This is a genomic window from Thermococcus sp. 5-4 (genome assembly GCF_002197185.1).
Classification (GTDB): Archaea; Methanobacteriota_B; Thermococci; order Thermococcales; family Thermococcaceae; genus Thermococcus; species Thermococcus radiotolerans.
In genome coordinates, this window is record NZ_CP021848.1 from 1,585,806 (window position 1) to 1,611,006 (window position 25,201).

29 protein-coding genes are annotated in these 25,201 nt (G+C 56.7%); 14 read left to right on the forward strand and 15 right to left on the reverse strand.

Translation table 11 applies throughout. The features are described from left to right. Positions 1-16: 16 nt before the first annotated feature. Positions 17-502: a THUMP domain-containing protein gene (locus CDI07_RS08810; RefSeq protein WP_088181263.1), complete on the reverse strand. Its 486-nt coding sequence runs from the start codon at positions 500-502 to the stop codon at positions 17-19. Between the two features lie 61 nt (positions 503-563). On the opposite strand from CDI07_RS08810, the gene CDI07_RS08815 reads away from it, so the two are divergent. From CDI07_RS08815 to trxB, 3 genes are all read left to right on the forward strand, one after another. After that, positions 564-1,772, forward strand: coding sequence for an AAA family ATPase (locus CDI07_RS08815; RefSeq protein ID WP_088181264.1), 1,209 nt, complete (start codon positions 564-566; stop codon positions 1,770-1,772). A gap of 6 nt (positions 1,773-1,778) precedes the next feature. Further along, on the forward strand, positions 1,779-2,312 hold the full coding sequence (locus CDI07_RS08820) for a metal-dependent hydrolase (RefSeq protein ID WP_088181265.1): 534 nt from the start codon (positions 1,779-1,781) through the stop codon (positions 2,310-2,312). A gap of 89 nt (positions 2,313-2,401) precedes the next feature. Beyond that, complete coding sequence (gene trxB, locus CDI07_RS08825) at positions 2,402-3,394, forward strand: thioredoxin-disulfide reductase (RefSeq protein ID WP_088181266.1); 993 nt, start codon at positions 2,402-2,404, stop codon at positions 3,392-3,394. Here the strand turns inward: trxB and CDI07_RS08830 are convergent. Beyond that, positions 3,377-3,694 carry a hypothetical protein gene (locus CDI07_RS08830; protein WP_088181267.1) on the reverse strand — a complete coding sequence of 106 codons (318 nt, stop codon included), beginning with the start codon at positions 3,692-3,694 and terminating at the stop codon, positions 3,377-3,379. The two genes, trxB and CDI07_RS08830, sit on opposite strands and share 18 nt — an antisense overlap. 183 nt (positions 3,695-3,877) lie before the next feature. Here CDI07_RS08830 and CDI07_RS08835 point away from each other — a divergent pair, with 183 nt between their 5' ends. Then, positions 3,878-5,215: an ornithine aminotransferase gene (locus tag CDI07_RS08835; RefSeq protein WP_088181268.1), complete on the forward strand. Its 1,338-nt coding sequence runs from the start codon at positions 3,878-3,880 to the stop codon at positions 5,213-5,215. Between the two features lie 104 nt (positions 5,216-5,319). Further along, complete coding sequence (locus CDI07_RS08840) at positions 5,320-5,919, forward strand: ECF transporter S component (RefSeq protein WP_088181269.1); 600 nt, start codon at positions 5,320-5,322, stop codon at positions 5,917-5,919. Here CDI07_RS08840 and CDI07_RS08845 read toward each other — a convergent pair. From CDI07_RS08845 to CDI07_RS08860, 4 genes are all read right to left on the reverse strand, one after another. Further along, positions 5,916-6,209, reverse strand: coding sequence for a family 4B encapsulin nanocompartment shell protein (locus CDI07_RS08845; protein WP_088181270.1), 294 nt, complete (start codon positions 6,207-6,209; stop codon positions 5,916-5,918). The two genes, CDI07_RS08840 and CDI07_RS08845, sit on opposite strands and share 4 nt — an antisense overlap. Further along, entirely contained in the window at positions 6,196-6,879 is a 684-nt protein-coding gene (gene deoC / locus CDI07_RS08850; RefSeq protein WP_088181271.1) for a deoxyribose-phosphate aldolase, read from the reverse strand. Before deoC ends, CDI07_RS08845 begins: the two co-directional genes overlap by 14 nt. Before the next feature lie 142 nt (positions 6,880-7,021). Further along, positions 7,022-7,336, reverse strand: a complete 315-nt coding sequence (locus CDI07_RS08855) for a hypothetical protein (protein WP_088181272.1) — start codon at positions 7,334-7,336, stop codon at positions 7,022-7,024. A gap of 31 nt (positions 7,337-7,367) precedes the next feature. Continuing rightward, positions 7,368-8,576: a CGP-CTERM-anchored Cys-rich protein gene (locus tag CDI07_RS08860; RefSeq protein ID WP_088181273.1), complete on the reverse strand. Its 1,209-nt coding sequence runs from the start codon at positions 8,574-8,576 to the stop codon at positions 7,368-7,370. Between the two features lie 115 nt (positions 8,577-8,691). On the opposite strand from CDI07_RS08860, the gene eno reads away from it, so the two are divergent. From eno to CDI07_RS08875, 3 genes are all read left to right on the forward strand, one after another. Further along, a complete protein-coding gene (gene eno / locus CDI07_RS08865) occupies positions 8,692-9,984 on the forward strand; it encodes a phosphopyruvate hydratase (RefSeq protein ID WP_088181274.1) in 1,293 nt (430 codons plus the stop codon). A gap of 28 nt (positions 9,985-10,012) precedes the next feature. Continuing rightward, positions 10,013-10,681, forward strand: coding sequence for a hypothetical protein (locus CDI07_RS08870; RefSeq protein ID WP_088181275.1), 669 nt, complete (start codon positions 10,013-10,015; stop codon positions 10,679-10,681). Between the two features lie 213 nt (positions 10,682-10,894). Beyond that, positions 10,895-11,722: a radical SAM protein gene (locus CDI07_RS08875; RefSeq protein WP_088181276.1), complete on the forward strand. Its 828-nt coding sequence runs from the start codon at positions 10,895-10,897 to the stop codon at positions 11,720-11,722. A gap of 79 nt (positions 11,723-11,801) precedes the next feature. On the opposite strand, the gene CDI07_RS08880 is transcribed toward CDI07_RS08875, so the two are convergent. From CDI07_RS08880 to CDI07_RS08890, 3 genes are read right to left on the reverse strand one after another with little or no spacing between them, the layout of a single operon-like run. Next, a complete protein-coding gene (locus CDI07_RS08880) occupies positions 11,802-12,254 on the reverse strand; it encodes an Lrp/AsnC family transcriptional regulator (protein ID WP_088181277.1) in 453 nt (150 codons plus the stop codon). Between the two features lie 55 nt (positions 12,255-12,309). Further along, positions 12,310-12,864, reverse strand: a complete 555-nt coding sequence (locus tag CDI07_RS08885) for an XTP/dITP diphosphatase (protein WP_088181278.1) — start codon at positions 12,862-12,864, stop codon at positions 12,310-12,312. 41 nt (positions 12,865-12,905) lie between these two features. After that, entirely contained in the window at positions 12,906-13,394 is a 489-nt protein-coding gene (locus tag CDI07_RS08890; RefSeq protein ID WP_088181279.1) for an adenosine-specific kinase, read from the reverse strand. A gap of 70 nt (positions 13,395-13,464) precedes the next feature. Between CDI07_RS08890 and CDI07_RS08895 the strand changes: the two genes are divergently transcribed. Further along, positions 13,465-14,382 carry an Lrp/AsnC family transcriptional regulator gene (locus CDI07_RS08895; RefSeq protein WP_088181280.1) on the forward strand — a complete coding sequence of 306 codons (918 nt, stop codon included), beginning with the start codon at positions 13,465-13,467 and terminating at the stop codon, positions 14,380-14,382. On the opposite strand, the gene CDI07_RS08900 is transcribed toward CDI07_RS08895, so the two are convergent. After that, positions 14,379-15,311: an SPASM domain-containing protein gene (locus CDI07_RS08900; RefSeq protein WP_088181281.1), complete on the reverse strand. Its 933-nt coding sequence runs from the start codon at positions 15,309-15,311 to the stop codon at positions 14,379-14,381. The genes CDI07_RS08895 and CDI07_RS08900 overlap by 4 nt on opposite strands. A 107-nt stretch (positions 15,312-15,418) precedes the next feature. Beyond that, on the reverse strand, positions 15,419-15,847 hold the full coding sequence (locus CDI07_RS08905) for a molybdenum cofactor biosynthesis protein MoaE (RefSeq protein ID WP_088181282.1): 429 nt from the start codon (positions 15,845-15,847) through the stop codon (positions 15,419-15,421). Positions 15,848-15,945: 98 nt separating this feature from the next. Between CDI07_RS08905 and CDI07_RS08910 the strand changes: the two genes are divergently transcribed. Continuing rightward, positions 15,946-16,812, forward strand: coding sequence for a hypothetical protein (locus CDI07_RS08910; RefSeq protein ID WP_088181283.1), 867 nt, complete (start codon positions 15,946-15,948; stop codon positions 16,810-16,812). Here CDI07_RS08910 and CDI07_RS08915 read toward each other — a convergent pair. Genes CDI07_RS08915 through CDI07_RS08930 form a run of 4 tightly spaced genes read right to left on the reverse strand, consistent with a single transcriptional unit; the run spans position 16,805 to position 18,907 of the window. Further along, on the reverse strand, positions 16,805-17,503 hold the full coding sequence (locus CDI07_RS08915; protein WP_088181284.1) for a ThiF family adenylyltransferase: 699 nt from the start codon (positions 17,501-17,503) through the stop codon (positions 16,805-16,807). The two genes, CDI07_RS08910 and CDI07_RS08915, sit on opposite strands and share 8 nt — an antisense overlap. Before the next feature lies 1 nt (position 17,504). Next, positions 17,505-17,771, reverse strand: a complete 267-nt coding sequence (locus tag CDI07_RS08920) for a ubiquitin-like small modifier protein 1 (protein WP_088181285.1) — start codon at positions 17,769-17,771, stop codon at positions 17,505-17,507. A 56-nt stretch (positions 17,772-17,827) separates the two neighbouring features. Next, positions 17,828-18,346, reverse strand: coding sequence for a CDP-2,3-bis-(O-geranylgeranyl)-sn-glycerol synthase (locus tag CDI07_RS08925; protein ID WP_088181286.1), 519 nt, complete (start codon positions 18,344-18,346; stop codon positions 17,828-17,830). 48 nt (positions 18,347-18,394) lie between these two features. Beyond that, entirely contained in the window at positions 18,395-18,907 is a 513-nt protein-coding gene (locus CDI07_RS08930) for a GbsR/MarR family transcriptional regulator (RefSeq protein ID WP_088181287.1), read from the reverse strand. Between the two features lie 119 nt (positions 18,908-19,026). Between CDI07_RS08930 and CDI07_RS08935 the strand changes: the two genes are divergently transcribed. From CDI07_RS08935 to CDI07_RS08950, 4 genes are read left to right on the forward strand one after another with little or no spacing between them, the layout of a single operon-like run. Continuing rightward, complete coding sequence (locus CDI07_RS08935) at positions 19,027-21,294, forward strand: hydrophobe/amphiphile efflux-3 (HAE3) family transporter (protein ID WP_193432403.1); 2,268 nt, start codon at positions 19,027-19,029, stop codon at positions 21,292-21,294. Continuing rightward, entirely contained in the window at positions 21,291-23,660 is a 2,370-nt protein-coding gene (locus CDI07_RS08940; protein ID WP_088181288.1) for a COG1361 S-layer family protein, read from the forward strand. Before CDI07_RS08935 ends, CDI07_RS08940 begins: the two co-directional genes overlap by 4 nt. Positions 23,661-23,710: 50 nt before the next feature. Beyond that, on the forward strand, positions 23,711-24,631 hold the full coding sequence (locus CDI07_RS08945) for an LEA type 2 family protein (RefSeq protein ID WP_226996567.1): 921 nt from the start codon (positions 23,711-23,713) through the stop codon (positions 24,629-24,631). Positions 24,632-24,673: 42 nt separating this feature from the next. Beyond that, positions 24,674-25,192, forward strand: coding sequence for a DUF3201 domain-containing protein (locus CDI07_RS08950; RefSeq protein ID WP_088181290.1), 519 nt, complete (start codon positions 24,674-24,676; stop codon positions 25,190-25,192). Positions 25,193-25,201: the final 9 nt, after the last annotated feature.

Sequence of the window (25,201 nt, forward strand, 5' to 3'; positions counted from 1 at the left end):
CATCCTATTTTAGCCTTCACTCGACTACCTCGAAGCGGAGGAGCTCGCCCCTCCTCACCAGCCCGATGCCGGCCTTCTTCCCGAGAACCTCAACCACGAGGGTGTAATCCGGGTCGCTTAGGTTCACATCGAGGCCGAAGCGCTCGACCACCAGGGAGCCGAGGCCAATCTCAAGCTCCCTCGCTGAGAGCCCCTTATTCCCACGAACCTTGGCGCGCACTGCGAAGGTTCCGTTTATTTTTTCCGCCAGTTGGAGGATGGCCCCTTCAATCTCCTCCCTCCTGGCGGGAACGATGAGGTCGAGGGGGACGACCCTCTGTATAGCCTGCGTCTCAAAGTTCCTCAGCCGTTCCAGGGCCTCGCCCTTCGACAGGGGAGTTTCGGCCAGGAGAACGCCCTTCCAGTCTGTTCCCCTGACCCGGACCTTTCCCAGCGCCCATTCCAGTTCGAGTATTCCATCACCCTCACGTCCCTGTGGGGTCGTAACGAGAAGAATCGTCATCTCCGCTCACCGATGGACAAGTTTTTATATTTCGCGTTCCTAAACTATGCGGTGAGTTAAAATGGAAGCCGGTGGCCTTAAGCTTTATCCCTATCAGTCATACGAAGTTTACGGTCTTTCTCGAAACCCCTTTGAGCAGCTTGCGAGCGAGGGAATAGCCGACGTCGAGAGCATTCACGTCTATCAGGAGATAGACATGCGCCTTCAGATGATAATCTCCGAGGTTATCGGAAACAAGAGCTCGATAGCCATGAGCATCGTCGGCCCCCTCGGAATGGGCAAGACCCAGAGGCTCAAGACCATAGCCAAGGCCATAGAGGAGAACCGGGGAAAGGCGATATACGTCAAGGTTGACACGAACGACATCCTCAAGCTCACGCGTGACATCTTCTACGCCCTCAAACCGCCGAAGAGCAGGACGAACATATTCCTCGAGAACCTCTCAAGGAAGCTCGGGTTCATAGACAGGCTCGAGAAGATGCTGAGCAGCAGGGACGAGTACAAGAGCAGGGACATAGCCGAGCTTTTGACCGAGCAGATGGGCAAGTACCCGTACTGCGCCCTTCTCCTGGACGAGCTGGAGAACATGCAGACCGCGAGCGAGAGGGAGAAGATACAGTTCTTCGAGATGCTCAGGCACTTCATCAGCAACATGCCCCAGGGATGCGTGGTTGCATTCGCCTGCGTTCCCGAGGCCTACGATGAGTACACGAAGATATTCCCGGCGTTCTTCATGCGCCTGCACTACGAGTTCAAGCTCAGACCGATGAGCATAGACGAGGCATACGAGCTGGTGAAAAAGAGACTCAACAGGGTCAGGATAAAGGACACGGACAACCCGCTCTACCCGTTCACGGAGGAGGCGGTAAAACTCATCCATGAGCTCGGAAAGGGCAACCCCAGGCAGATTCTTCGCCTGCTCCACTACGTTCTGAGCGAAGCCGCTAAGCACAAGTTCGACCCGATAGACGACTACGTGGTGACAACTATCCTCGAGGAGCCGAAGAGCCTTGAGGAGTACCTCACGAGGATTCCGAAGGAGTACAAGGACTTAGTTGAAGCCATCGTTTACGAGTTCAACGGCGGACCGGTGAGCTACATCCAGATAGCCAAGGTCGTCAAGAGGCCCGGAATACAGGTCTACGACCAGCTCAACGAGCTCATAAGGCTGGGGTTCCTGGTTGGAGACCCCAAGGGCAACTACAAGGTCCCCGAGTACGTGAGGAAGTTCCTCGAGGAGAGCGAAGAGGCCGAAGAAGGCGAAGAGTGATAGTCCATGCCGAACTACGACGTTCATCTCCTGAGCGGCATAGTTACCTATCCGCTCGCCGTTTTTATCGCGTTCATGCTCCGGGACTACGCCGGAATCCCTTTCGTCCTCAGCACGGCGGCGATGGTCATAGGCTACGCCCTCTACGTCCTCGGCAGCGATCTGCCGGACATGGATCATCCCAACGCGCTGATACACCGAGGAACGAAGCCGATAGTGGCGGTGGCCGTGGGGAGCGCGATCTTCGTACAGAGCGTTGACTCCGTGCACCTCGGCGAACCCTGGCTCAACATCACAGCGGCTTGGGGAATCGGGGCGCTGGCCGCTTTCGTGGCCTGGTTCGCCTTCACATGGATGATGCCGAAGCACAGGGGGATAGTCCACTCACTGCTCTTCGCGGCGGTGTACGGCCTCCTGGGCTACGCCCTCGTTGAGTTCGGCCTCGGAATGAGCACGGGGGAGGGCCTCTTCGTCGGTTTCGCGGCATTCAGCGGGTACACCCTCCACCTGCTCCTCGACAGGGAGGTTTCCCTCCTTTAACCCACCACTTTTTGTCCTGAATTGGCACATGATTGTCCCGCAATGTTTTTAAGTGTTCAACCCAAGGTTAGGAACCGGAGGTGAGAGAGATGTTCAGCCTGGGAGGATTCTCACGCGGAGGCGAATACGAAAACAAGACCTGGGACGTGCTTATCATCGGTGCAGGTCCGGCGGGATTCACAGCGGCGATATACGCGGCGCGCTTCGGCCTTGAGACGCTGATAATCAGCAAAGACCTCGGAGGAAACATGGCCCTCACGGACCTGATAGAGAACTACCCCGGCTTTCCGGAGGGAATCAGCGGCTCCGAACTGACCAACAGGATGCACGAGCAGGTCAAAAAGCTCGGCGTTGAGGTCATCTTCGACGAGGTTGAGCGCATAGACCCAACGGAGTGCGCCTACTACGAGGGGCCGTGCAAGTTCGCCATCAAGACCAAGAACGGCAAGGAGTACAAGGCGAAGACGATAATCATAACCGTCGGCGCCGCGCCGAGAAAGCTCCACGTGCCCGGGGAAGAGGAGTTCACCGGAAGGGGCGTTTCTTACTGCGCGACCTGCGACGGCCCGCTCTTCAAGGGCAAGAAGGTTGTCGTCGTCGGCGGCGGAAACACCGCACTTCAAGAGGCGCTCTACCTCAAGAGCATAGGCGTAGATGTCACGCTCGTTCACAGGCGCGACAAGTTCAGGGCCGACAAGATACTCCAGGACAGGTTCAAGGAGAGCGGCATTCCGGCGATACTCAACACCGTCGTGACCGAGATCAAGGGCGACGGCAAGGTCGAGGCCGTGAAGCTCAGGAACCGCGTGACCGGCGAGGAGACCGAGATGCCCGTTGACGGCGTCTTCATATTCATCGGCTACGAACCCAAGACCGACTTCGTCAAGCACCTCGGAATAACCGACGAGTACGGCTACATACCGGTCGATATGTACATGCGCACGAAGGTGAAGGGCATCTTTGCCGCGGGAGACATAACCAACGTCTTCAAGCAGATCGCGGTAGCCGTAGGTCAGGGAGCGATAGCGGCAAACTCCGCCAAGGAGCTCCTCGAGGAGTGGAACTCAAAGGTCGTGGAGTGAGGTTTTCTTCTTTTTCAGCCTCTCTTCAAGCTCCTTTTTCGTCAGGTACACGATTTCGTTTGAATCACCGATGATGTAGGGCTCCTTCTCAGAGTTTTCAGGTCTCATCAAGGAGGCCATTCCGGAAAAAATAGCCTGAACAAAGACGAAGACCCCAACCTTCTCATCGAATAGGTACGAGAATATCAAACCGAGGAAAAGGGCCACCATCACGGAAAGCAGGGAATTGTAAAGTCGATTCCCGTGATGCTCCTCAAAGGGCACACCACCCCCAAGCTCAACACCGTCGAGCCTGCCCATGTTCACTACTCCAGCACCGAATCATTCTACCAACTCAGGTTTATTAACCTTGCGTTCCCTGGAACGGCTATCTTTTATGAACCCATTCCGACGGGATGTTTATCGAAAATTCTTCGGTCAAAGATGTTCATTGATGAACATAGGGTTATATAGGATAAACCCCATCCCCCATCGGTGATGCACATGGTGGTTAGACCGAACGTTAAAGAACTCCCCGGACCCAAGGCCAAGGAGGTTATTGAGAAGAACTTTGAGGCCCTCGCAGTTACCACGCAGGACCCGGAGACCCTCCCGATAGTCATCGACCACGGAGATGGAATCCTCGTTTACGACGTTGATGGAAACACCTTCTACGACTTCGGAAGCGGTGTCGGCGTTCTCAACGTCGGACACGCCCACCCAAGGGTCGTTGAGGCCGTTAAGAGGCAGGCCGAGAAGTTCACCCACTTCGCCCTGAACGACTTCTTCTACGAGAACGCCGTCATACTCGCCCAGAAGCTCGCGGAGATCAGCCCCGGAGACTTCCCGAAGAAGGTGGTTTACCAGAACAGCGGTGCAGAGGCCAACGAAGCCATGATGAAGCTCGTCAAGTACGGCACCGGAAGGAAGAGGTTCATCGCCTTCTACCACGCCTTCCACGGAAGGAGCCAGGCCGTTCTCAGCCTTACCGCCAGCAAGTGGGTTCAGCAGGACAGGTTCTTCCCGACCATGCCTGGAGTCGAGCACATACCCTACCCGAATCCCTACAGGAACCCCTGGCACATAGACGGTTACGCCGAGCCGGACGAGCTCGTCAACCGCGTTATTGAGTTCATCGAGGAGTACGTCTTCAGGCACGTCCCGCCCCACGAGGTCGGAGCCATAGTCTTCGAGCCGATACAGGGTGAGGGCGGCTACGTCGTCCCGCCGAAGAACTTCTTCAAGGAGCTCAAGAAGCTCGCCGACAACTACGGGATACTCCTCGCCGACGACGAGGTTCAGATGGGCGTCGGAAGGACCGGAAAGTTCTGGGCCATCGAGCACTTCGACGTCGCGCCGGACACCATCCAGTTCGGTAAGGCCATAGGCGGCGGAATCCCGCTCGCCGGTGTCGTCCACAGGGCGGACATTGCATTTGACAAGCCGGGCAGGCACGCCTCGACCTTCGGCGGCAACCCGGTGGCAATAGCGGCTGGAATAGAGGTCGTCGAGATAGTCAAGGAGCTCCTCCCGCACGTTCAGGAGGTCGGTGACTACCTCCACAAGCGCCTCGAAGAGCTTCTCGAGAAGTACGAGGTCATCGGAGACGCCAGAGGTCTCGGACTTGCCCAGGCGGTTGAGATCGTCAAGAGCAAGGACACCAAGGAGAAGAACCCCAAGCTCAGGGATGCCATCGTCAAGGAGGCCGTCAAGCGCGGGCTCATACTCCTCGGCTGCGGCGACAACAGCATAAGGTTCATACCGCCGCTGACCATCAAGGAGGAGGAGATAGACGTCGCGATGGAGATATTCGAGGAGAGCCTCAAGGCCGCTCTCCAGTGATTTCCTTCCTTTTCTCATTCATTTCCTATCAACCTCCCCCAAGCCACGATCCCGAAAAGTCAAAGTTTTTAAAGTTATAACTTGAAATTCTCTCGGTGGTGAACATGGTGGACCTGACCCAGATGCTCGAACCCTACGGCCACTACGTGCTCGGTGGCGCCGTGGTCATTTTCCTCGCGTACGTCTGGGCAAAGAGGAGGGAGTACCAGGCACCGGCGACGATAGCCCTCTCGGCCATCCTAGCGGCGGTCGTGGCGATAGCAACGAACCTGGTAAAGGTTCCAACACCTGCCACGGGAGGCTACATCAACTTCGGAGACACGATGGTCATGTTCTCGGCAATGGTCTTCGGCCCGGTCGTGGGTGTCTTCGCCGGAGGCGTCGGCTCGGCCCTCGGCGACATCATGGGCGGCTACGCGGGATGGGCCCCGATAACGCTGGTGGTTAAGGGCCTCGAGGGCCTTGCAATCGGATACATCGCCAGAAGAAGCGACAACGTCTCGACGATGGTCATAGCGGGCATCGTCGGCGGCATCATAATGGTCTCCGGCTACTTCCTCTTCGAGGCGTACATGTTCGGAGTCCCCGCGGCGCTCACTGAGGTGCCAGGAAACATACTCCAAGCCGTTACGGGAATACTCGTGGGCACGGGACTGGCAACGATAATAAAGAAGAGATATCCGGAGGTCGTCGATTTAATTTAGACTTCCAGCCTCTTCAATTCTTCCCACATTTCACTTTCCTTCAGGAGGGGCTCGACGGAGATTCTCCTGGATGCCCTCTTCATCTGCCCCAGGTATTTCGAATCGGCGACGACCGCGTCGTAGCCCAGTTCCTCGATTTTGTATATCCTCAGCCTGCAGTCCCGGAGCATTCCAGCAGCGTACTCGAGGAAGCCGGGTCCGACGAGGAGTATGTCGGGTTCGAGCCCTTCCGCCTGGAGCTCCTCGATGGCCCTGCCGAGGATGTCCTTGATATCGTTAATTCCCTGCATTTCTCGCCCCCTCCACGATTTTTACTCCGCTGGAAGTTCCAATCCTCGTTGCGCCGGCCTCTATCATTGCCAGTGCCTGCTCGTAGGTTCTGATACCCCCAGCGGCCTTGACCCCCATCTCCGGGCCGACGACCTTTCTCATGAGCCTGACGTCCTCAACGGTGGCACCGCCGGTTCCAAAGCCCGTGGATGTCTTAACGAAGTCCGCCCCAGCTTCTTTCGCCAGCTCACAGGCCTTTACCTTCTCCTCCTCGGTGAGGTAGCAGGTCTCGATGATGACCTTGACCTTCGCGCCCCTCTCGTGGGCAACCTTGACGACCTCGGCTATGTCCCGCCTGACGTAATCGTAATCGCCGTCCTTGAGGGCGCCGATGTTGATGACCATGTCCAGCTCATCCGCGCCGTCTTCCAGGGCCTTTCTGGCCTCTGCGACCTTCACCTCGGTCGGGGTCGCTCCGAGGGGGAAGCCTATGACGCTGGCAACCTTCACGTCGGCGTTCTTCCCGCTCAGGTAGTCCTTGGCGAGCTTGACCCGGTAGGGGTTGACGCAGACCGCGTAGAATCCGTACTCTATCGCCTCATCGCAGAGCCTCTTAATGTCATCGACGGTAGCGTAGGGTTTGAGGTTCGTATGGTCAATATACTTGGCGACATCGATGTGATCACCCATAATCATCACCAATAACTACTTTCCCTGAAGGTATTTAGACTTTTTCTCCTCAAAAATGGGCAATTTATCGGAAAATCTGCAGAGTTTCATTGAATCTTCGCCGATTTGTTGGCAAAGTCTGCCGTGAGATGAAGAAACCACATCATCGTGTGGAATCTCCAAGCCGCTTCAGGAACTCAACGAACCTCTCGGCAACCGCGTCATCATCCAGGATGGGCTTCTCGTTCCCGGCGGCTATGCGTTCAAGAACCTCAACGGCGTTGTCCCAGTTCTCCTCAAGATCCCTCCCCTTCGGAATCGGATTCCTCAGAACGTGCCATCTCCCAGTTGGCGGGTCGTAGAACAGCACCCTGGGGATGTAGTCCAAGTCCATGAACGTGTTGTCCAGACTGAGCTCTATTCGAAAGCCATCGACCTCGACGAAGCCATCCTCACGCAGCAGTCTCTTCCAGTCCATGGGGGGAAGGTTGGAGGGGGAGTTTAAAAGCTCATCTCCTCCCCGCGAAGGCAACCAGCAACGCCAACAGAACCACAACTCCAGGTCCGCATATTCCGCTGGATTCCCCGGGGGACGTTTGCGAGCCCGATGGTGGAGCCGTCGCCGTCGGACCAAAGTACGCAGTTCCGTTCGGGAGGTTCGGAACGGTGAACCGCGTGGAGAAGCACCTAATCAGCTCGGGGTTCCTGCTCTTGTGGTAAGGTATCCAGGCGTAGCTTCCGTTTTCGGTCTTGTACCACCCTATCTTCGAGTTGTGGCCGGCAAAGCCCCACTCAGCAGTTTTGGCTATCTCGTCGACGTCTCCGTCATCCATTTTGACGACGCCGCCCTCAATCAGCCACTCCAGCTCCGCCCGGATGGCCTCAGAGGCGTTCAGCGCTCCAGGATCAACTCCGGGGACGAATTCCCCTCCGATACTCTGGACAAAGGTCAGCTTCGGATCGCATGTAATCCCAAAGGCCCCAAGGAAGTCCTTGAGGGCGGCTTCAATCTCCACATCCCCCTTGTTAACGGCAACAACGTCCACCCTCATAACCCCGGCGCGGATGACGGATGACGGATCAACCCCGTGCTCCCTCATGCAGGACTCAAAGGCAGGGTTGGGCTTCCAGGTGCAGACGCCGTTGACGCAGCCGCAGCTCGTCAGTGAGAGACAGTCGTACCAAGGCTTGTAAACGCAGGGCGTCACTATCTCCAGGGCTTCCTTCTTGGGGGCGCAGACTTCCCCGGAGCAGCCTCCCGTGGCACAGTCGGCATCGGAGGCGCACTCGGTGCCCATCACGGGAGTCAGCGCTATCGTGACCCCGTTTCTAACGAACGTGGTGTTGTCCCTGGTTTTCCACCCATCGGCAATGAGCCTCTCCACAGCGTCGGAGGTCAGGAGAATCGACGCGTTGAGCGCCGCGCGTGAGATGTTGTAAGACTTCCACTCCAGGGGGATTCCAACCCTCACGTGGAGGCCGTCGCTTTCGTTCCAGACGATGACGTAAAGCCTCTTATCGTAGTGGGAGCGGAAGACGAAGGTACCGTTTTCAGAGAGAACGTAATGGGCAACCTTAAAGCGCCAGAGTTCGTAGGTTATCCCGGGCTTGTTCAGGACGACTTCGACAGCGTAGGAATCTGCCGGGGTCATGCAGGCCTTCACAAGTGGGCTCACCGTGAACATCAGAAGGACAACGAACCCCAGAACCCTCTTCATTTTCTCACCGAGTGAACTACGACGCCCAAATATATACGCTTATTCATCACTTCGGCCCGGATTGAAGCTAAAACCTTTATATGCCCTGCCGGGAATATCACCCGAGGTGATTGAGATGGAGAATCCCTTTGAGATAACCGGAGTCGTTGCCAGGGAGATACTCGACAGCAGGGGAAACCCAACGGTCGAGGTTGAGGTTTACACGCCGATAAGCATGGGGCGCGCTGCAGTTCCAAGCGGAGCCTCAACCGGCACCCACGAGGCCCTGGAGCTCCGCGACGGCGGGAAGCGCTATCTCGGCAAGGGCGTTAGAAGGGCCGTCGAAAACGTCAACAAGATAATCGCACCCGAGATAGTCGGTATGGACGTCACCTGGCAGAGGGACATAGACAGCCTCATGCTCGAGCTCGACGGTACCGAGAACAAGAGCAACCTCGGCGCGAACGCTATTCTGGGCGTTTCTCTGGCGGTCGCCAAGGCCGCCGCCAACGCGCTCGGCCTTCCGCTCTACCAGTACATCGGCGGAACCAACGCCTACGTCATGCCCGTTCCGATGAGCAACGTCATCAACGGCGGCGTTCACGCGGGCAACGAGCTCGACTTCCAGGAGTTCATGATAATGCCCGTTGGAGCCGATTCATTCAGGGAAGCCATAAGGTGGGTGAGCGAGACCTACCACGTTCTCAAGGGAGTTATCGCCGATAAGTACGGCAAAGACGCCGTTAACGTTGGCGACGAGGGTGGCTTCGCCCCGCCGCTGAAGGAGCCCCACGAGCCGCTTGAACTCCTCATAAAGGCCATCGAGGAGGCCGGATACAAGCCGGGAGACGAGATTGCCTTCGCCATGGACCCGGCCTCAAGCGAGTTCTTCCACCCGGACATCGGCAAGTACGTCGTCAACGGCAAGGAGTACACCAACGCCGAGCTCCTCGAACTCTACAAGGAGCTCGTCTCAAGCTACCCGATAGTCTCCATCGAGGACCCGTTCCACGAGGGTGACTGGGAAGGCTTCGTCATGATAACCAAGGAACTCGGAGGCAAGATACAGATAGTCGGCGACGACCTCTTCGTCACCAACCCGAAGAGGATAAGGAAGGGCATAGAAATGGGCGCAGCGAACGCGCTCCTCCTCAAGGTGAACCAGATTGGAACCCTCAGCGAGGCCATAGATGCGGCATACACGGCTTTCCGCGCCGGCTACGGCGTCGTCGTCTCCCACCGCTCCGGAGAAACCGAGGACAGCACGATAGCCGACCTGGCGGTTGCCCTCAACGCCGGCCAGATAAAGACCGGTGCTCCGGCTAGGAGCGACAGGAACGCCAAGTACAACCAGCTGATACGCATAGAGGAAGAGCTCGAGGGAATAGCGCTCTACCCCGGCAGGAAGTTCCGCAACCCCTTCCTCTGACCCCTTTTCCTTAATTTTGGTGGAGCAGATGGAGTTCAAGCCGGAGAAGCTCATAAAGCCCAAACCGCTCCTGCTTCTGGCCGAGTTATTCCTTCTGCTGGCGGCATTCGCCGCCACCGAGTCCTACAACGCCTCGATAGCCTGCCTCGGAGCCTCGACGGTCCTCTACTACGTAGGCATGACCGAGCTCGTGAGCAGAAGGCTCGGAAGGTGGGCGGTTAAGAGGTTTACGGTAGCCTATCTCCTCAGGGCACTCTCGTGGGTTCTTATGCTCGCATCGGCAGTCTACACCTACTCCGCGGTTATAGAGAACATCTTCCCCTTCGGACCTCCCGAGTTCGTGATAACCTCCGTGGTGGCGCTCGTGGGAGCGGGAATAAACTACCTCGCGGTCGGGATAAGGAACAGCGTGCTCTGGAAGATTGAGGGGCTGAAGATGAGCCTCTGGATGTCGAGGCTGAACTCGATAGTGCTGTTCCTCATGGCGGCGGTTCCGTTTCTGCCGGCACTCGCCAAGGCCGGCGAGGTAACCTGGCTCTTGGCAGTCCTAGCGGCCCCGATACTCGGTTCCTTCACGGTTCTCGCAATACTCGGTAAGCTGTTCTACCTCAGGTTCCTCCTGACCTTCGAGGAAACAAAACCGTCCAGTCAGGGTTTTAAGCGGGAGGGCGGACTCCCGAGGTGGGAGGGAGACTGAATGACCAAAAAACTCAAAATTTACATTCCCGGCATTAAATTCCCCTCGCAGGACCGGGGGGTTTCACCCCCCACGTCCTTGCTAACCCCCTCCCCCCGAAGATGGGGCTTCGCCCCACATGAATCGGGAAACTACGTTTCCCAAACCCTTCCTTCTCCTTTAAACACCGGAGGGGGCAAAGCCCCCTACAACCCCCTTTCTGAGGTGAGTTAAATGAAAAAGCTCAAAATCTACATTCCAGGCATCAAATTCCCCTCAATCTCTCTCACCGGTAACTACTGCTCGCTGAACTGCGCCCACTGCGGGAGGCACTATCTCGAGGGTATGAGAAAGCCCACCAGAAAGAATCTAGTTGACTATTGCCTCAGCCTGAAGAGGGAGGGCTACACCGGCTGCCTGCTGAGCGGTGGAATGGATTCGAGGCTCAAGGTTCCCATCGACAGGTACGCGGATGAAATCAGGGAGATAAAGCGGAGAACGGGCCTCAAGCTCAACGCCCACGTGGGGTTCATAGACGAGAACGATCTGGAGTGGGTCAAATACGTCGATGTTGTTTCCCTCGACTTCGTGGGCGATGACGACGTCATAAGGCGCGTTTACAAGATAGACAAGACCGTTGAGGACTACATGAGGATCCTAGACCTGCTCACGGGGGCGGGCGTCAGGGTGGCCCCCCACATAACCATAGGCCTAGACTTCGGCAGAATCGGCTGGGAGTACAGGGCGATAGACCTGCTGATGGAGTATCCGATAGACGTCCTCGTGCTGGACGTACTCATCCCGACGAAGGGGACGGAGATGGAGAACGTTCCAAAGCCGAGCGTTGAGGATAGCCTGAAGGTCGTGAAATACGCCAGGGAGCGCTTCGACGGGGAGCTGAGCATAGGCTGCATGCGCCCACTGGGCAGGTGGCGGGTTGACTTCGACAGGGGGGCGATTCTAGCCGGCGTTGACAGGCTGACGAATCCGCCCAGAAAAGTTATCGAATGGGCAAAAAGTGTGAGGGACGTTGAGATAATCTACGAGTGCTGCGTCATGTAGGGCGCCACGACGGTGGGCTCAGGAAACCTCGCATCATCATAAAATCAGAAAGGAGAACGCCAATCATCGCCCCGGGACTTCACAGTTCCTCCTTAACCGTGACGAAGGATACCATAGTCACGGTCTGTCCAACGCCCTTTATCTCTCTGAGCCGGTCCACGACTATCTTTCCAACCTCCTCGGAGCTTGGAGCGCGGACCTTTATGAGGAGGTCCCACTCACCGGCTATTATGTGGACTTCGTAGACTCCCTCAAGGGCCGCTATCCTCTCAGCCACTTCCCTCTGGCTTAAACCAGAATCCGGTTCGTACCGGGCAAGTATGAACGCGGTGGTTCCAAGGTTGAGCTTCTTGTAGTTGGGTTTCACGGTGAACTTCTCTATCACGCCCTCCTCCACCAGCTTCTTGATGCGGTAGTGGACGGTCGTCCTGGGTATCCCCAGCTTTTTGCTCAGGCTCGCTATGTTCTCCCTGGCGTTCTCTTTGAGCTCCCTCAACAACCTCAAATCCGTGCCATCCAATGAAGCTACCATCGCGACCCCCTTCGTCATTCGTTCAATTATAACTGTTAACTTTGGAACGATAGCCTTATTTAAGGTTTTCCTTTAGCCACTCAGCGAAAGCCTTAAGGGCACGTCCCCTGTGCGATATGAGGTTCTTCTCATCTGTTGTCATTTCGGCGAAAGTCTCCTCGAATCCCAGAGGTTTGAATATCGGATCGAAGCCGAAGCCGCCACTTCCCCTCGGCTCGGCCGTTATCTCGCCATCAACCCTGCCAGTGAAGAGGTGGGCCTCGCCGTCCCAGTAGGCGATGACGCTTTTGAAATGGGCCTTCCTGTTCTCGAGGCCCTCCATCAGCTTGAGTATTCCGTCTATTCCCAGCGTCCTGTAGACGTAGGCGGAGTAGACACCGGGAAAGCCGTCAAAGGCGTCTATGAAGAGACCGGAGTCGTCCAGGAAGAAGGGACCCTCAATCTTCCCGCTCAGCCATTCAACGCCGAAGAGGGCGACTTCCTCAAGTGTATCCGCCTGTATCTCCGGGTACTGCATCCTGAGCTGATAAACCTCAACGCCGAGGGGTTCGAAGTACTTCCTCGCCTCCTCAACCTTTCCGGGGTTAGAAGTGATAAAAGCCAGCCTCATGGAATCACCGAGGGGAAGTGGAAAGGAGAAATAAAAAGGTTTCAGTCGAACTTGTAGCCTATCCTCTCAACGAGCTCCCTGCGCTCCCTCTTGAGTTCCTCATCCTCGATCCTGTTGGCGGCCTTGCCGTCAACGACTCCGAGGACGCTTCTTCCCAGCTCGGTTTCAGCTATTATCACCTGGAAGGGGTTCTCGCTGGCGCCGTAGACCATCGCAACGGCCGGGTGGTTCTTGACGGCGTTGAGAACGTTTATCGGGAAGGCGTTCTTCATGAGTATCACGAAGACGTGGCCGGCACCGATCTTAAGGGCGTTCTTGGCTGCCAGCTTCTCAAGCTCCTCGTCGTTGCCCGTGAAGCGCGTCAGCTGCGGCTTGGCCTCGTTCATTGCCACACCGAACTTTATGCCCGGAACCGTCGTCAGAAGCGTCTTGGCGAGGTCGTCAACCGTGAAGATAGAGAAGTTTCCCTGGCCGATTATCACCTCGACCCCTTCGGGCTTCTCGATATCCACAACATCTATCTTTACCATGTTCACCACCGGAAGGGTTTAATATCCAATGATGATATAACCTTTTCGTGCGGCGGCATGGTGAGGTAAAATGGGCGAACCCATTATGGACGAGCTCGAATTCCTCGTTGAAATCCTCGAGAAACATCCCCTCGACAGCCTCAAAAAAATCGCCGAGGAGGAGGGTATAGATTACTACAGGCTTAAGAGGCTGTACGACAAGTACTACGGAAAGTACCTCACCGTGAGTGCGTTCATCAGCCTCAAGCGCCTTGGACTGCGAACCTACGTCGGATTCCTAACGGTTCCATCGGACAGGCTCCTCGAAGTGGGCCTTCGAATGAGCCAGAATCCATTCGTTGGCTACATGAACCCAGCGTATGGATTCAAAAACGGCCTTTCGGTGATATTCTACACCCCCGATGACCAGAGGGACAGGATAGAGGAGTTCCTATCCCAGTACTCGGAGGACTACGAGTACTACGAGGCCAGGGCATACCCGTACGACGGCGACGACAACTTTGGAGACTGGGACCTGAGCTACGATTACGCCATTCTGCTCGACATACTCAAGTGGGATTCGAGGATGCCCATAACCGAGATGGCACGGAACCTCGGAAAGAGCAGGCCCACCGTTAGATACATGATAAACAGGCTGAAAGAGGAGGGCATACTCCTCGACTTCGCGCCGGTGATAGACATGAACGTCCACGACAGGGCAGTCATAGGACTCACGAAAGAACTGGACGAGAAGGTCCTGGAGCGATTCAACGAGTACGAAATAATGGTGGGAGTCCTCCCCGGATACGGATACATTCTGGAGTGGTTCTTCTCCTCCAAGGAGGACCTGGGGAGCAAGGTTCTCGAGTTCAGCGCCCACGTCGAGAAGCTCCTCATAGAGTACTTCGACGAGACCTTCAAGGAGCTCAACGACAGAAACGCCAGAACCCGGTACGCCAGGATGGTTAAAAAGGATGGGAGCGGCTACCGCTCCATGCTTGACTTCTAAAAGGCTATCTGACAGTATTCCAGGCCGTCTATCTCCCCACTCGCCTGGTACTCCAGCGCCCTGCAGTCGTGGCATATGTACTTGAACGGACAGGTCCTGCAGGCATCGATATCGTCCTTCGTCATTTTCCAGAAGGCCTTGAGCCTCTTCTTCCTGAGTACCTTCTTGATTCCCAGTTCCTTCATGTCCCCAACGACGTAGTTCCTCAGCAGCGGGCACGGAAGGGCGTAGCCCTCGGCGGTTATCGCCATGGTGCCCGCGAGGCAGTCGTGGTACTTCTCAACGCTCGGGTTGAGTATCCTCTTGACCTCGATGACGTTGAAGTCCAGCCTTCTCGCGGAGCCCGGGAAAAGCACGTCAACGTAGATTTCTCCGGGGAAGGTGGTCTTGAGGCCCCTAAGTTCATCCAGGCGTGAGCCCTGCACCATCACCAGCGCCCCGTGGAGCCAGCTGTGGGCCTCAAGCCGGTGGAGGTTCTCGGGCGAGTACTCGAACTCGGCTATGAAACGAACACCCTCAATGGGTTCGATTGAATCCACGTCCTCAAGCCTAACGACGGCGTAAACCTCGGGAACACCTATTTCAACCGCGTATGAGGCAACACTTGTCAGGTATTCGACCCTGTCGTAATTTGTGAGCCACAGCTCCTTTCCACCGATCTCCTTGAACTCCTTTATCAGTTCCTTAACTCGCTCTGGACTCAGCGGCTCGCGGCGGAGCAGGAAGGAGTTGTTTCCTATGCAGCCTATGGAGCGGGGTATCCCACCCACTTCCGAGAATCTCCCCCTGCCGGCGCCGAGTTGAACGATGAGGCGCTCAAGCTTCCCGTTGTGAGCCCTGTGACTCCAAGGAGGCTTACCGATGGAAACTATGTTGAGGGCGGTTCCCACATCAACGGCATGAGACGCATCGTAAGCTACCTTCTCCATTTAGCCCTCACCATAGGAAGAAACGCCGGGATCGTATATATACTTTTTCTATTCCGATTTTGCACACTACTGGCAGTAGTCTGCAAAAAATGGAAAATCCACAGGGCCTATTCCCCGGGCACCACCCTGTCACCCTCTATCCAGAAGGTCCCCTCGTCGGTAATCTCCCTCTTCCAGACGGGAACACGACGCTTCACTTCGTCTATGGCCCAGCTGCACGCTTCGAATGCCTCCTTCCTGTGCCTCCCGCTGGCGATGATGAGTATCGTGTCCTCGCCGACCTCAAGCTCGCCGTAGCGGTGCCATATCAGCATGTCTAGGATGGGGAACTTCTCAAGGGCCTCCTTTCGAATCCTTTCCATCTCCGCCTCAGCCATCTCCTCGTAGGCCTCGTATACGAGCCTCCTCACCCGCCTCCCGTGGCTTTCGTTCCTCACCCTCCCCAGGAAGAAGACGTAGCCCCCAGCCTCCGGGACGGCGATGTGTCCCAACGCCTCGTTCAGATCAAAGGCATCCTTGGTCATCCTAACCTTCATCCTCATCCCCCTAGAGACTACGCCCAACCAAATTAAAAGCTGCCGGGTTAACGAAAAGGTTTAAGTGACCTCGATTCCAGGAACTGTGGGTGGTTGGAATGAAAAAATATGCCCTCGTTCTCATTCTGATCCTGGTCACCGGGCTCATGGCCGGCTGTCTTGGGGGCAACGGCTCAACGACATCGAGTCCGACGACGTCTCAGCAAACGGAGCACACTCCATCCACGACCACAACGAGGAGCGTCTCCTCAACCACAACGACCCAGTCGCCGACGGAAACTCCCAGGGAGATCACGACGGACGAGCTCCTCGCGGGGGTTTCTAAGATAAGGCAGTTCACCTACACGGCCAACGCCGAGGTTTCCATGCTCGTCATCGTGAAGCAGGAAAACCTGACCCAGAGGGACAACGTGACGCTCGCGATAGAGGAAACCGGTTACATGGACTTTGAATCGTGGAGCGCCTGGATAAACACCACGACCATCAGCGTTCCGGACAACGCCTCCACCAACACGTCCAGAATCGTGGTCAACAACGTCACGTACATTATGACCCCGATGGGATGGGTAAAGGCCACCGATCCGGCGACGGCAGAGTTCATGTGGAGGTACAACCTGGTGAGCCTCGCGAGGGAGTACCTCAAGAGAACCCCGGACGAGAGGGAGAACGGAGAGAAGCTCGTGCTCAGGTACTACCTGAACGACCAGGAGGTGGCCCCTCTGGCCATGATGTACTTCGCCGCGACCCAGGACACCCAGATAAGCGTGAAGAACGGTGTCCTTGAGCTCTACTTCGACGGCGCCAACCTGATCGGGGGGAGGATAAGCTTCTCGGTCAGCACGAAGACCTCGATAGACGATCCGACGATAGGGAAGATGACGATAACCCAGGACGGCTCGTGGAGCGAGACAATAACCATAACGTCGGTGAACGAAAAGAGAAAGGTCACGGAGCCCTCTACCTGAGCTCAACGACGTCGAAGGTATTGAAGGCCAGGTCAACTATGAGTAGCTTGTTGAGGAGCGGCTCGCCGATTCCGGTGAGCAGCTTCACAACCTCCATCGCCTGAATCGTTCCGATGACTCCAGCGGTTGCGCCGAGTATCGGGAACTTTCCGCTCTTTCCCCTCACATTTGGGAATATCTCCCTCAGGCTCTTCGTGAACCCAGGCACCACGGTGGTGACCTGCCCGAAGGTTCCCTCGACCGCGCCGTGAACCAGGGGGATTCTGGCCTTTTGGGCGTAATCATCGAGCAGGAACCTCGTTTCGAAGTTGTCGAGGCAGTCAACGATGACGTCAACTCCGTTCAGGACCTCTTCGATGTTCTCCGCCGTTAATCGACCAACGAAGGTCTCTATCTGTATGTCAGGGTTGAAGCGCTCCAGCTTCCACTTCGCGGAGATGGGCTTCGGATTCTTTCCAATGTCCTCCTCCCAGTGGAGTATCTGCCTGTTGAGGTTGCTCAGCTCAGGCTTTTGCTCGTCCACGAGGAGGATGGTACCTATCCCGGCCGCGGCCAAGTAATATGCCACCGGACTTCCAAGGCCGCCAACGCCAACGACGGCTACCTTTGAGGCCTTAAGCTTCTCCTGGCCCTCCTTTCCGAAGATCATTATCTGCCTGTCGTAGCGCTCAAGCTCCCTATCGCTCAGCATGTCAACCACCACTCACCGGCGGGAACAGAGCCACAACGTCCCCATCCTGCAGCACGTCGTCAAAACCCACGTAGCGGCCGTTTCGGGAGACGTTGACGTCCGCCAGGTCGTCGTCCTCGGCGAAGACCTCCGTCCTGAGAACCGGGTGCCTCTCCTTCAGCAACTCTATGAGCTCCCTGACCGTTATGCCATTCGGAACCTCCAGCTCCTCCTCACCAGTACCAACGATGGAGCGGAATCTGGCGAAATAGCGAACCTTAATCCTCATGCACACCACCGAAAAGAGTTGGAGGGGAAGTTAAAAAGGATTGCTGGACGGTTCTGCTACCACGGCACGCTCTTCCAGCCCATCCTGTAGGCGAAGTAGTTCGCGCCCCAGTGGATGAAGGGCGAGACGACGAGGAGAAAGATTATCTGGCCAGAGCTCAGGGTCTTGACGGGATAGGCAAGTGCAAGGGCAGCTATGAGGAAACCCAGCTGGTCCAGGCCTATGGCAGGGGCCCCGCGCGGCAGGTTCGCGCGCCTCTTGAGGAAGCTCCCGATTAGGTCCCCCAGGAGGGCACCGAGGGCCAGGAGGAACGCAAGAAGGGCTGCCGTTCTCAGGTCTCCGTAAAAGCCGGGGGTGAGGAAGTACTGCACGACCCCCGTCAGCGTGCCGCAGGCCAGTCCCCCAAAGAAGCCCCTCCACGTCTTCCCGTCGCCGAGAATCCTCCGTCCGTCGCGCCAGTTCCTACCACCGTCTATCGGCGGCCCTCCCCCAAGCAACACCGGTGAACCGTTGGCAACGTAGGCGGGCAGTATGTACCAGAACGCCCACAGGAGAGATGAGAGTGACGCCGTCATAATTTCACCCGATTTGATTATCGAGGGTCGGTTTTAAAGCTACCGCTTTTAAGTGGATTCGAGGCAGTTGAGCAGCCTCTCCAAGACCTCCTCGTCCTCGTGCTCGATGAGGAACCTAAGAATCCTCTCGGCGAGCGCGTTCCTCCTCATCGCGAACGTGATGCTCTCACGTATTGACTCCGCCTCCTCGCCTTCTTCGCCCTCGAGCTCCTTCAAGGCCCTCTCGAGGTTGGCCCTGGTCTGCTGTATGTCCTCCATTATCTTCCCGTAGTAGGCTGCCTGGCGCCAGTCCTTCAGGAGCTTGGTGGCTCGGAAGTAGGCCTTCTTGTCGCCGGGCTTTTTGATCCTCATCACGAGCCCTATGCGCTCCATGAACTTGAGGGCGGTGCTCACGTGGGAGAGGGAATATCCCGTCGCCTCGGCGATCTCACCCAGGCTCATCGGCTCCCTAGCCAGAAAGAGAACGCCGTAGATGTAACCGTAAAGCTCGTTGAAACCGAATCTTCTCGCGGCCCCTGCGAAATGATCCATGATTATCCTCTTGGCCTCGTCCACACCCATGACCAACACCCCGATTTATACCATCGCCGAAACGGAGTATACCAATCAACTGACAAAAGGTTTTTAAGGTTTCGCATATTTAAAACTTTCGGAAGTTTCCGAAAGTTGGGGGAGAAAGCATGAAACTGCTGAGGGGCGCCGCGAGAGTCATCGTGGGGTACAGGGTGGCCTTTGCGCTAATCGCCATATTTCTGCTAGTCGTTTCGATATACGGCATCCAGAACCTCCGCTTTGAGAGCGACCTCAGAACCATGCTGCCCGAGAACCATCCGGCCATAGCCGACTACACGACCCTCCAGAACGAGTTTCAGAGCGGCGACAGCACGCTGATAGTCGTCAAGGTGGACTCGATAGAACAGGGCGGCGTCTACGACATCCGCGACCCGAAGGTCATAGAGGCCGTTTACGAGCTTGAGCAGAGGCTCCGGCAAAGGGAGTACGTAACGGACACCATGAGCATCGCCGATATCTACATGCAGGTTCTAGGGAGGCTTCCAAAGACAGAGGAGGAGGCAAAGTTCGTCCTCGACATGCTCCCTCCGGAGGAGAGGTACCAGCTCGTCAGCAGGGACTACACGACGACGATAATAGCCGTGACGATAAGCAGGGAGAAGAAAACGGAGACCCTGGTGAGGGTCTACAAGGGCATAGAGGAGGACATAAACGACGTCAAGTTCCCGAAGAACGTTGAGGTCATCCAGACGGGGAACATCGGCATAACCTACCGCATACTGGAACTCCTCCAGAGCGACCTCAACAAGACGATGGCCATCTCATTCATCCTCGTCATAGCCCTGCTCCTGTACTTCTACCGTTCCCCCGTTAAGGCCGTCATTCCGCTCATCCCCCTCATCTTCGGCGTCACGATGACGCTCGGCTTCATGGGGCTGATGAACATCCCCCTCGACCTGGCCACAACCACAATAGGCGCGATGCTCATCGGAATGGGGATAGACTACGGAATTCACGTGACCAACCGCTATTACGAGGAGCGCGGCAAGGGAAGGAGCATAGAAGAAGCGGCCGAGGAAGCGGTCGCGGAGACCGGAAAAGCCCTCCTCGGTGCGGCGCTTACCACCATAGCGGGCTTCGCCGCGATGTACCTTTCCAGCCTTCCGATGCTCCACCACCTAGCTACCGCGCTGATCCTCGGTTTAAGTTTAGCCGCACTCAACGCCGTCGTGATAACCCCCGCCGTCATAATCCTCGAGGAGGACATCATGAAGAAACTGAAGGGACACTACGTGGTTCCGGAGGTTCGCTCGCACTCCGGCCTCGTGGGGAGGGTATTCCATAGCCTCGGGGAGACCATCAGGAGAAAGCCGGTTGCATTTCTCGCGGCGGTGTTCCTGATAACCCTCTTCTTCGGCTACGGGATAACTCAGGTGACCACTGAGGTCAGACTCGAGAAGTTCGTGCCCAAGGGAATGCCGGAGATAGAGGCCCTCATGGACATCAGGAGTGACTTCGGCGGCCAGGACGAGCTGTACGTTCTGGTCAAGGCCAACGATGTCAGGAACCCCGCCATCGTCAGGGGCATCTACCGCTTCGAGAACCAGATAAAGGCAGACTCATACTACAACGGCGTCTTCGACTCGGAGAGCATCGCCGACGTCGTGCATCGCGAGTACGGGTACATCCCAAACGACGAGGGGAAGATAAAGGAGGCGCTCGGCGACTACCAGGGCGTTAACATGGTGTCCAGCGACTACTCGATGACCATCGTCAAGTTCAAGGGGGACTTCGGGGGAGAGAGTATGGACGACTTCAGGAGGATAATGCGCTATTTCGAGGAGGAAACCGCGAGGGCGCAGGATACCGAGTTCCCACCGGGTACGAGGCTCTCCCTCACGGGGGACATATACCTGAACTACGTCCTCGACCAGCTCACGAAGGTCGAGATAAACCGTATCTCGATGTACGGGACCGTGTTTGTAGTGTTGATAGTGCTCCTCCTTTTCAGGCGGCCCAAGGTCTCGATGGCGATGATAACACCGATGTTTTTAGGTGCCCTCTGGACGGTTGGCTTCATGGGATGGGCCGGGATACCGTTCACCCAGAGTCTGGCAGGAGTTATCTCAATGATAGTCGGCCTGGGCGTTGACTACGGCATGCACCTCACCCACCGCTTCCTTGAAGAGATGAACGAGGGCAACCCCAGGCCGATAGTTACGTCGGTTGAGAGCGTCGGGCCGGGCATACTGGCCGGCGCCCTGACAACGGCCGGCGGCTTCCTGGCTTTGCTCGCCGGTGAGCTGCCGACCATACACGATTTTGGAACCACGCTCGCCTTTGGAATATTCGCATCCATGTTTGCCGCTTACCTCGTAACCCCTGCGCTGCTGCAGGTCTTTTATGGAAGGAACATCGGAGGTGGTAGGGAATGAAAAAGATTGGACCGATCCTCGGACTGATGCTCATCACCGCAATGCTCTCCGGGAGCGTGAGCGCATCAACTGGAAGTCCCCTCTTCGAGGGCTACCTGAGCAAGGGTGAGGCGATTCTCGTCGGCCCGCTGATAGTGACCCTCACGGATACCCAGAAGGACTACGGGAGCGGTGACTACTACGCCTTCCTCATGATAATGAAGGACGGAAGAATACTCAACGCGGAGTACAAGACGATACTCGTGCCCGACCCGCAGAAGATAAGAAGGCTTCTCCTCGATCCGGAGTTCCTGCTGGCCATGGCCGAAACCCAGGGCTACGACGTGACCCAGTGCGAGCAGTACGTGAACAACACCGCCGAGTTCAACGCCTGTCTGATCGCCAACGCCTACGGATTCTACCAGTGGCTCAACTCGGCATCCCCGAGGGAGATAGGGGAGGCGGTCGTGAAGACGATAGAGGAGCACCCCGAACTTGGGATAAGCAAGGAAGACATCCTGATGGAGATAACGTACCCCGAGGTAACCCCCGTCAGGGAGGGGGAGACGGTAGAGGTCAACGTTGACAACCGGACGGTCTACGTGACGGTCAACGAGGTCTATCCGAACGGGGTCAGGATAAGCATAAGCGGGCCCCCCGAGTGGAGGGCTGCAATCGCCCCCGGAATGATAATCTCGAGCGTTGAGATGCCGAGCACGGTTCAGCCGGGTGATACTGTCACGGTCAAGGTCCACCTGAAGAACGAGGGCGCCCTGAAGGTGCGCTACATCAACGTCTTCGTCACGCCCACGCCGATGAGCTTCAACGACAGCTCCTCAATAGCGAGCGCGGTCTCGATGGCCCTCAGCCAGAGCGGGGTGTCGCAGAGCGTCTTCTATCCTGAGGGAAGCGCCGTGCAGTACATCGAGTACCTCGATGGCAAGGAGAACGCAACGATGACCTTCAGGATAAAGATAAACCCCAACGCCGACGTTGGAACGTACCCGCTCTACGTTGGGGTCGTCTATTTCACCGGCCTGGGGGCGAACATGCGCATGGTGCAGAGCTACAACTTCATGGCGCTCACAGTTAAGAAGCCCAGGGAGGCCTTCGTCGAGATAACCAAGGTCGAGACCGAGCCCATGGAGATAAGCCCCGGGGACACCTTCACCGTGCGCTTTACCCTTGAGAATACCGGGGCGGAGCCGGTTAAGGCCCTCAGCCTTAAGATAAGCTCCTACAAGGTGCCGGTCCAGGGCGAGATAAAGAACGTCGACCTCTCGGCACTCTCGCAGCTCCCAATTCAAGGGAGCGAGCAGCTCAGCGGGAGCCTTCAGGACGCGCTCAATCAGATAATGGCACAGCTCGCCAAGCAGAACATAGAGGCCTTCCTGCCCATCGGGGAGGACAACGTGAAATATGTAGCCGAACTTCAGCCGGGGGAGAGGGCCACCCTCGAGTTCAGAATCAAGGCCAACGACAGGCTGGAGAACGGCATATATCCGCTCAGGATAGAGCTGAAGTACCTCACGGAGCCGAACGAGAAGGAGATAACCGACGAGAGGCTGGTCGGAATAGACGTGACCGGAAGGGCCCAGCTGATACTCTCAAAGGTCTCAACGTCGCCCGGCAAGATAATCCCCGGGACGGACAACGTCGAGGTCGACTTCCAGGTGGACAACGTCGGAACCGGGACTGCCAGGACGATAATAGTCAAGCCCATGCCGGAGCGGCCCTTCTCGCTCAGCGAGAGCAGCGAACAGGTAATTGGCCTGGGAAGTCTGGGGAAGGGCGACTCCGCGCAGTCATCGTTCAAGATAAACGTCGCCGAGAACGCCAGCTCTGGAACCTACGAGATACCCCTGCTCGTGACATATACCAACGACCTCGGTATGGCGAAGAACGTAACCCTCAAGGTCCCGATTATAATAGGCTCCAAGCCCAACATCGAGGTCGTCAGCGTGCGCTTCGACCCGGAGCCGCTCCATGGGGAGACCGTCAACGTCTACGTCAAGCTGAAGAACACGGGCGGCGAGAAGGCCACCAGCGTGCTCATCGAGGGAGTTGTGAAGGCCGACCAGCCATTCACGCTGGACAAGAGAACCGACTACGTCGGAGACCTCGCCCCAGGGGCGACCGGTGAGGGCGTGATCGTCCTGAGGATAGATGGAAACGCTATTCCAAAGGACTACAACATCCAGCTGCGCATAAGGGCCGTGGGCGACCCCACCCAGGGTGACGACAACGTCTACGTCTTCGAGAGAACCGTGACCGTTACGGTGGAGAAGAACACGAAGACGAGGACTAACCTCAGGAACCTCGCGATAGTCATCGGAGCGCTGGTCGTCATAGTGGTGGCCTACACATACAGGAAGAGGTCGGGATGACTCCAGCGGACGTTGGAAACCTTTAAACGCACTTCGAAGAATGAAACGTTATGGTGGAAAGAATGAACTGGAAGCTGGTGATACTCGGGGTCGTGCTGATACTCATCGTCTGGATTGGATACGTGGTCTACGCCGCAGTAACGGCCCATCCCACGGTCCACGCCAGCTGGGGCTACGTGGACGAGAAGACGACAGAAATATGGGTCGAGGCAAAGCTCAGCAAGCCACTGCTCGTTCCTGCTGAGATAGAGAACCTGAGCCTGAGCTTCATGGGGATACCCGTTGCCAGGGTCGCTAGGTTCGACTACGGGGCAACGAGAACCGACGTAAACATGGCGATAGTCATAGACAACGGAAATCTGGTGCGCTCCCTCGTGGCCTACCTGGACAACGGCCAGACCGGCGATGTCGAGCTCAAACTCAAGGGGAGCCTCCTCAAGGTTATCCCGATCAACGCCGACATAAAGCAGGTCATCAGCGAGGACATCCTCGCGTACCTCAACTTCACCGCAGACAGCAAGGAACTCGCAGGGGGACTCGTCAAGAGCCCCGCACTGGTCGAGACAACCTTCGACTGGGCCGGTGAGCAGGACGGGAAGGCAGTCCTAATAGCCCACATGAAGTTCTACAACCCCAACTCCTACAGAATTCCGATAGGGAACGTGAGCTTCGACATGTACGCCAACGACGTGAAAATCGGCTACGGAAAAACCGTCGAGACCGTGGTTCTCCCACCCAAGGGCTACGCTACGCTGGACGTCGAGACCTTCATAGAGGAGGACGCCCTTCCCGAGGTCTGGGCCACCCACGTAAAGAACGGTGAGGTCAGCAAGGTCAGGGCGGACATATACCTGGACATAACCGTCCTCGGCAGGGAGTACAGCATTAAGCTGGCAAGCTACGAGGAGACCGTGCAGACCGACATCATGGGCGGCATCAACGACATGCTGGAGAGCCTCCTCTCCGGATGAAGGTTTTTAAGGCCCCCATCTTTTCCATTTCTGGTGAGAGAAATGAACGTGAGAGAGATTCACGAGTTCCTCAACGAGATGTGGGAGAGCATGTTCACCCTCAACGAGGAGCTTAAGCTGGAGCTCCCCAAGGAGGGCTTCAGGGTAGAGGACGTTGAGGAGGCCTTCGGTGCCTACATCTTCCTCGACGGCGAGTGGAGGCTCATGAAGTACCCCCACCCGGCCTTCGAAATAAAGCCCCAGATAGAGGTCGGGGCCACGCCGGAGAGCTACTACTTCGTGGTTGCGGTTCCAAAGGAGAGGATAAACGAGAACTTCGTCGGCCTGTTCATCGAGCTCTTTCCGAGGAGCTTCATATACGGCGCCCAGGACTTCCTCAGCGATGTATACAACTGGAGGCGCGACGGAAGGGTCTCCCCGAGGGAGATACTTGAGAAGATTGAAGCCAGCGATGAGAAGCTCTTCCAGTTCGAGGCGAACTTCGGCAGCGTCGAGGCGCTGAAGCGAGGGCTCATGAGACTCATAAAGACCGGCAAGCGCTTCGAAATCTTCGACCTCTGAGGTGTCCCC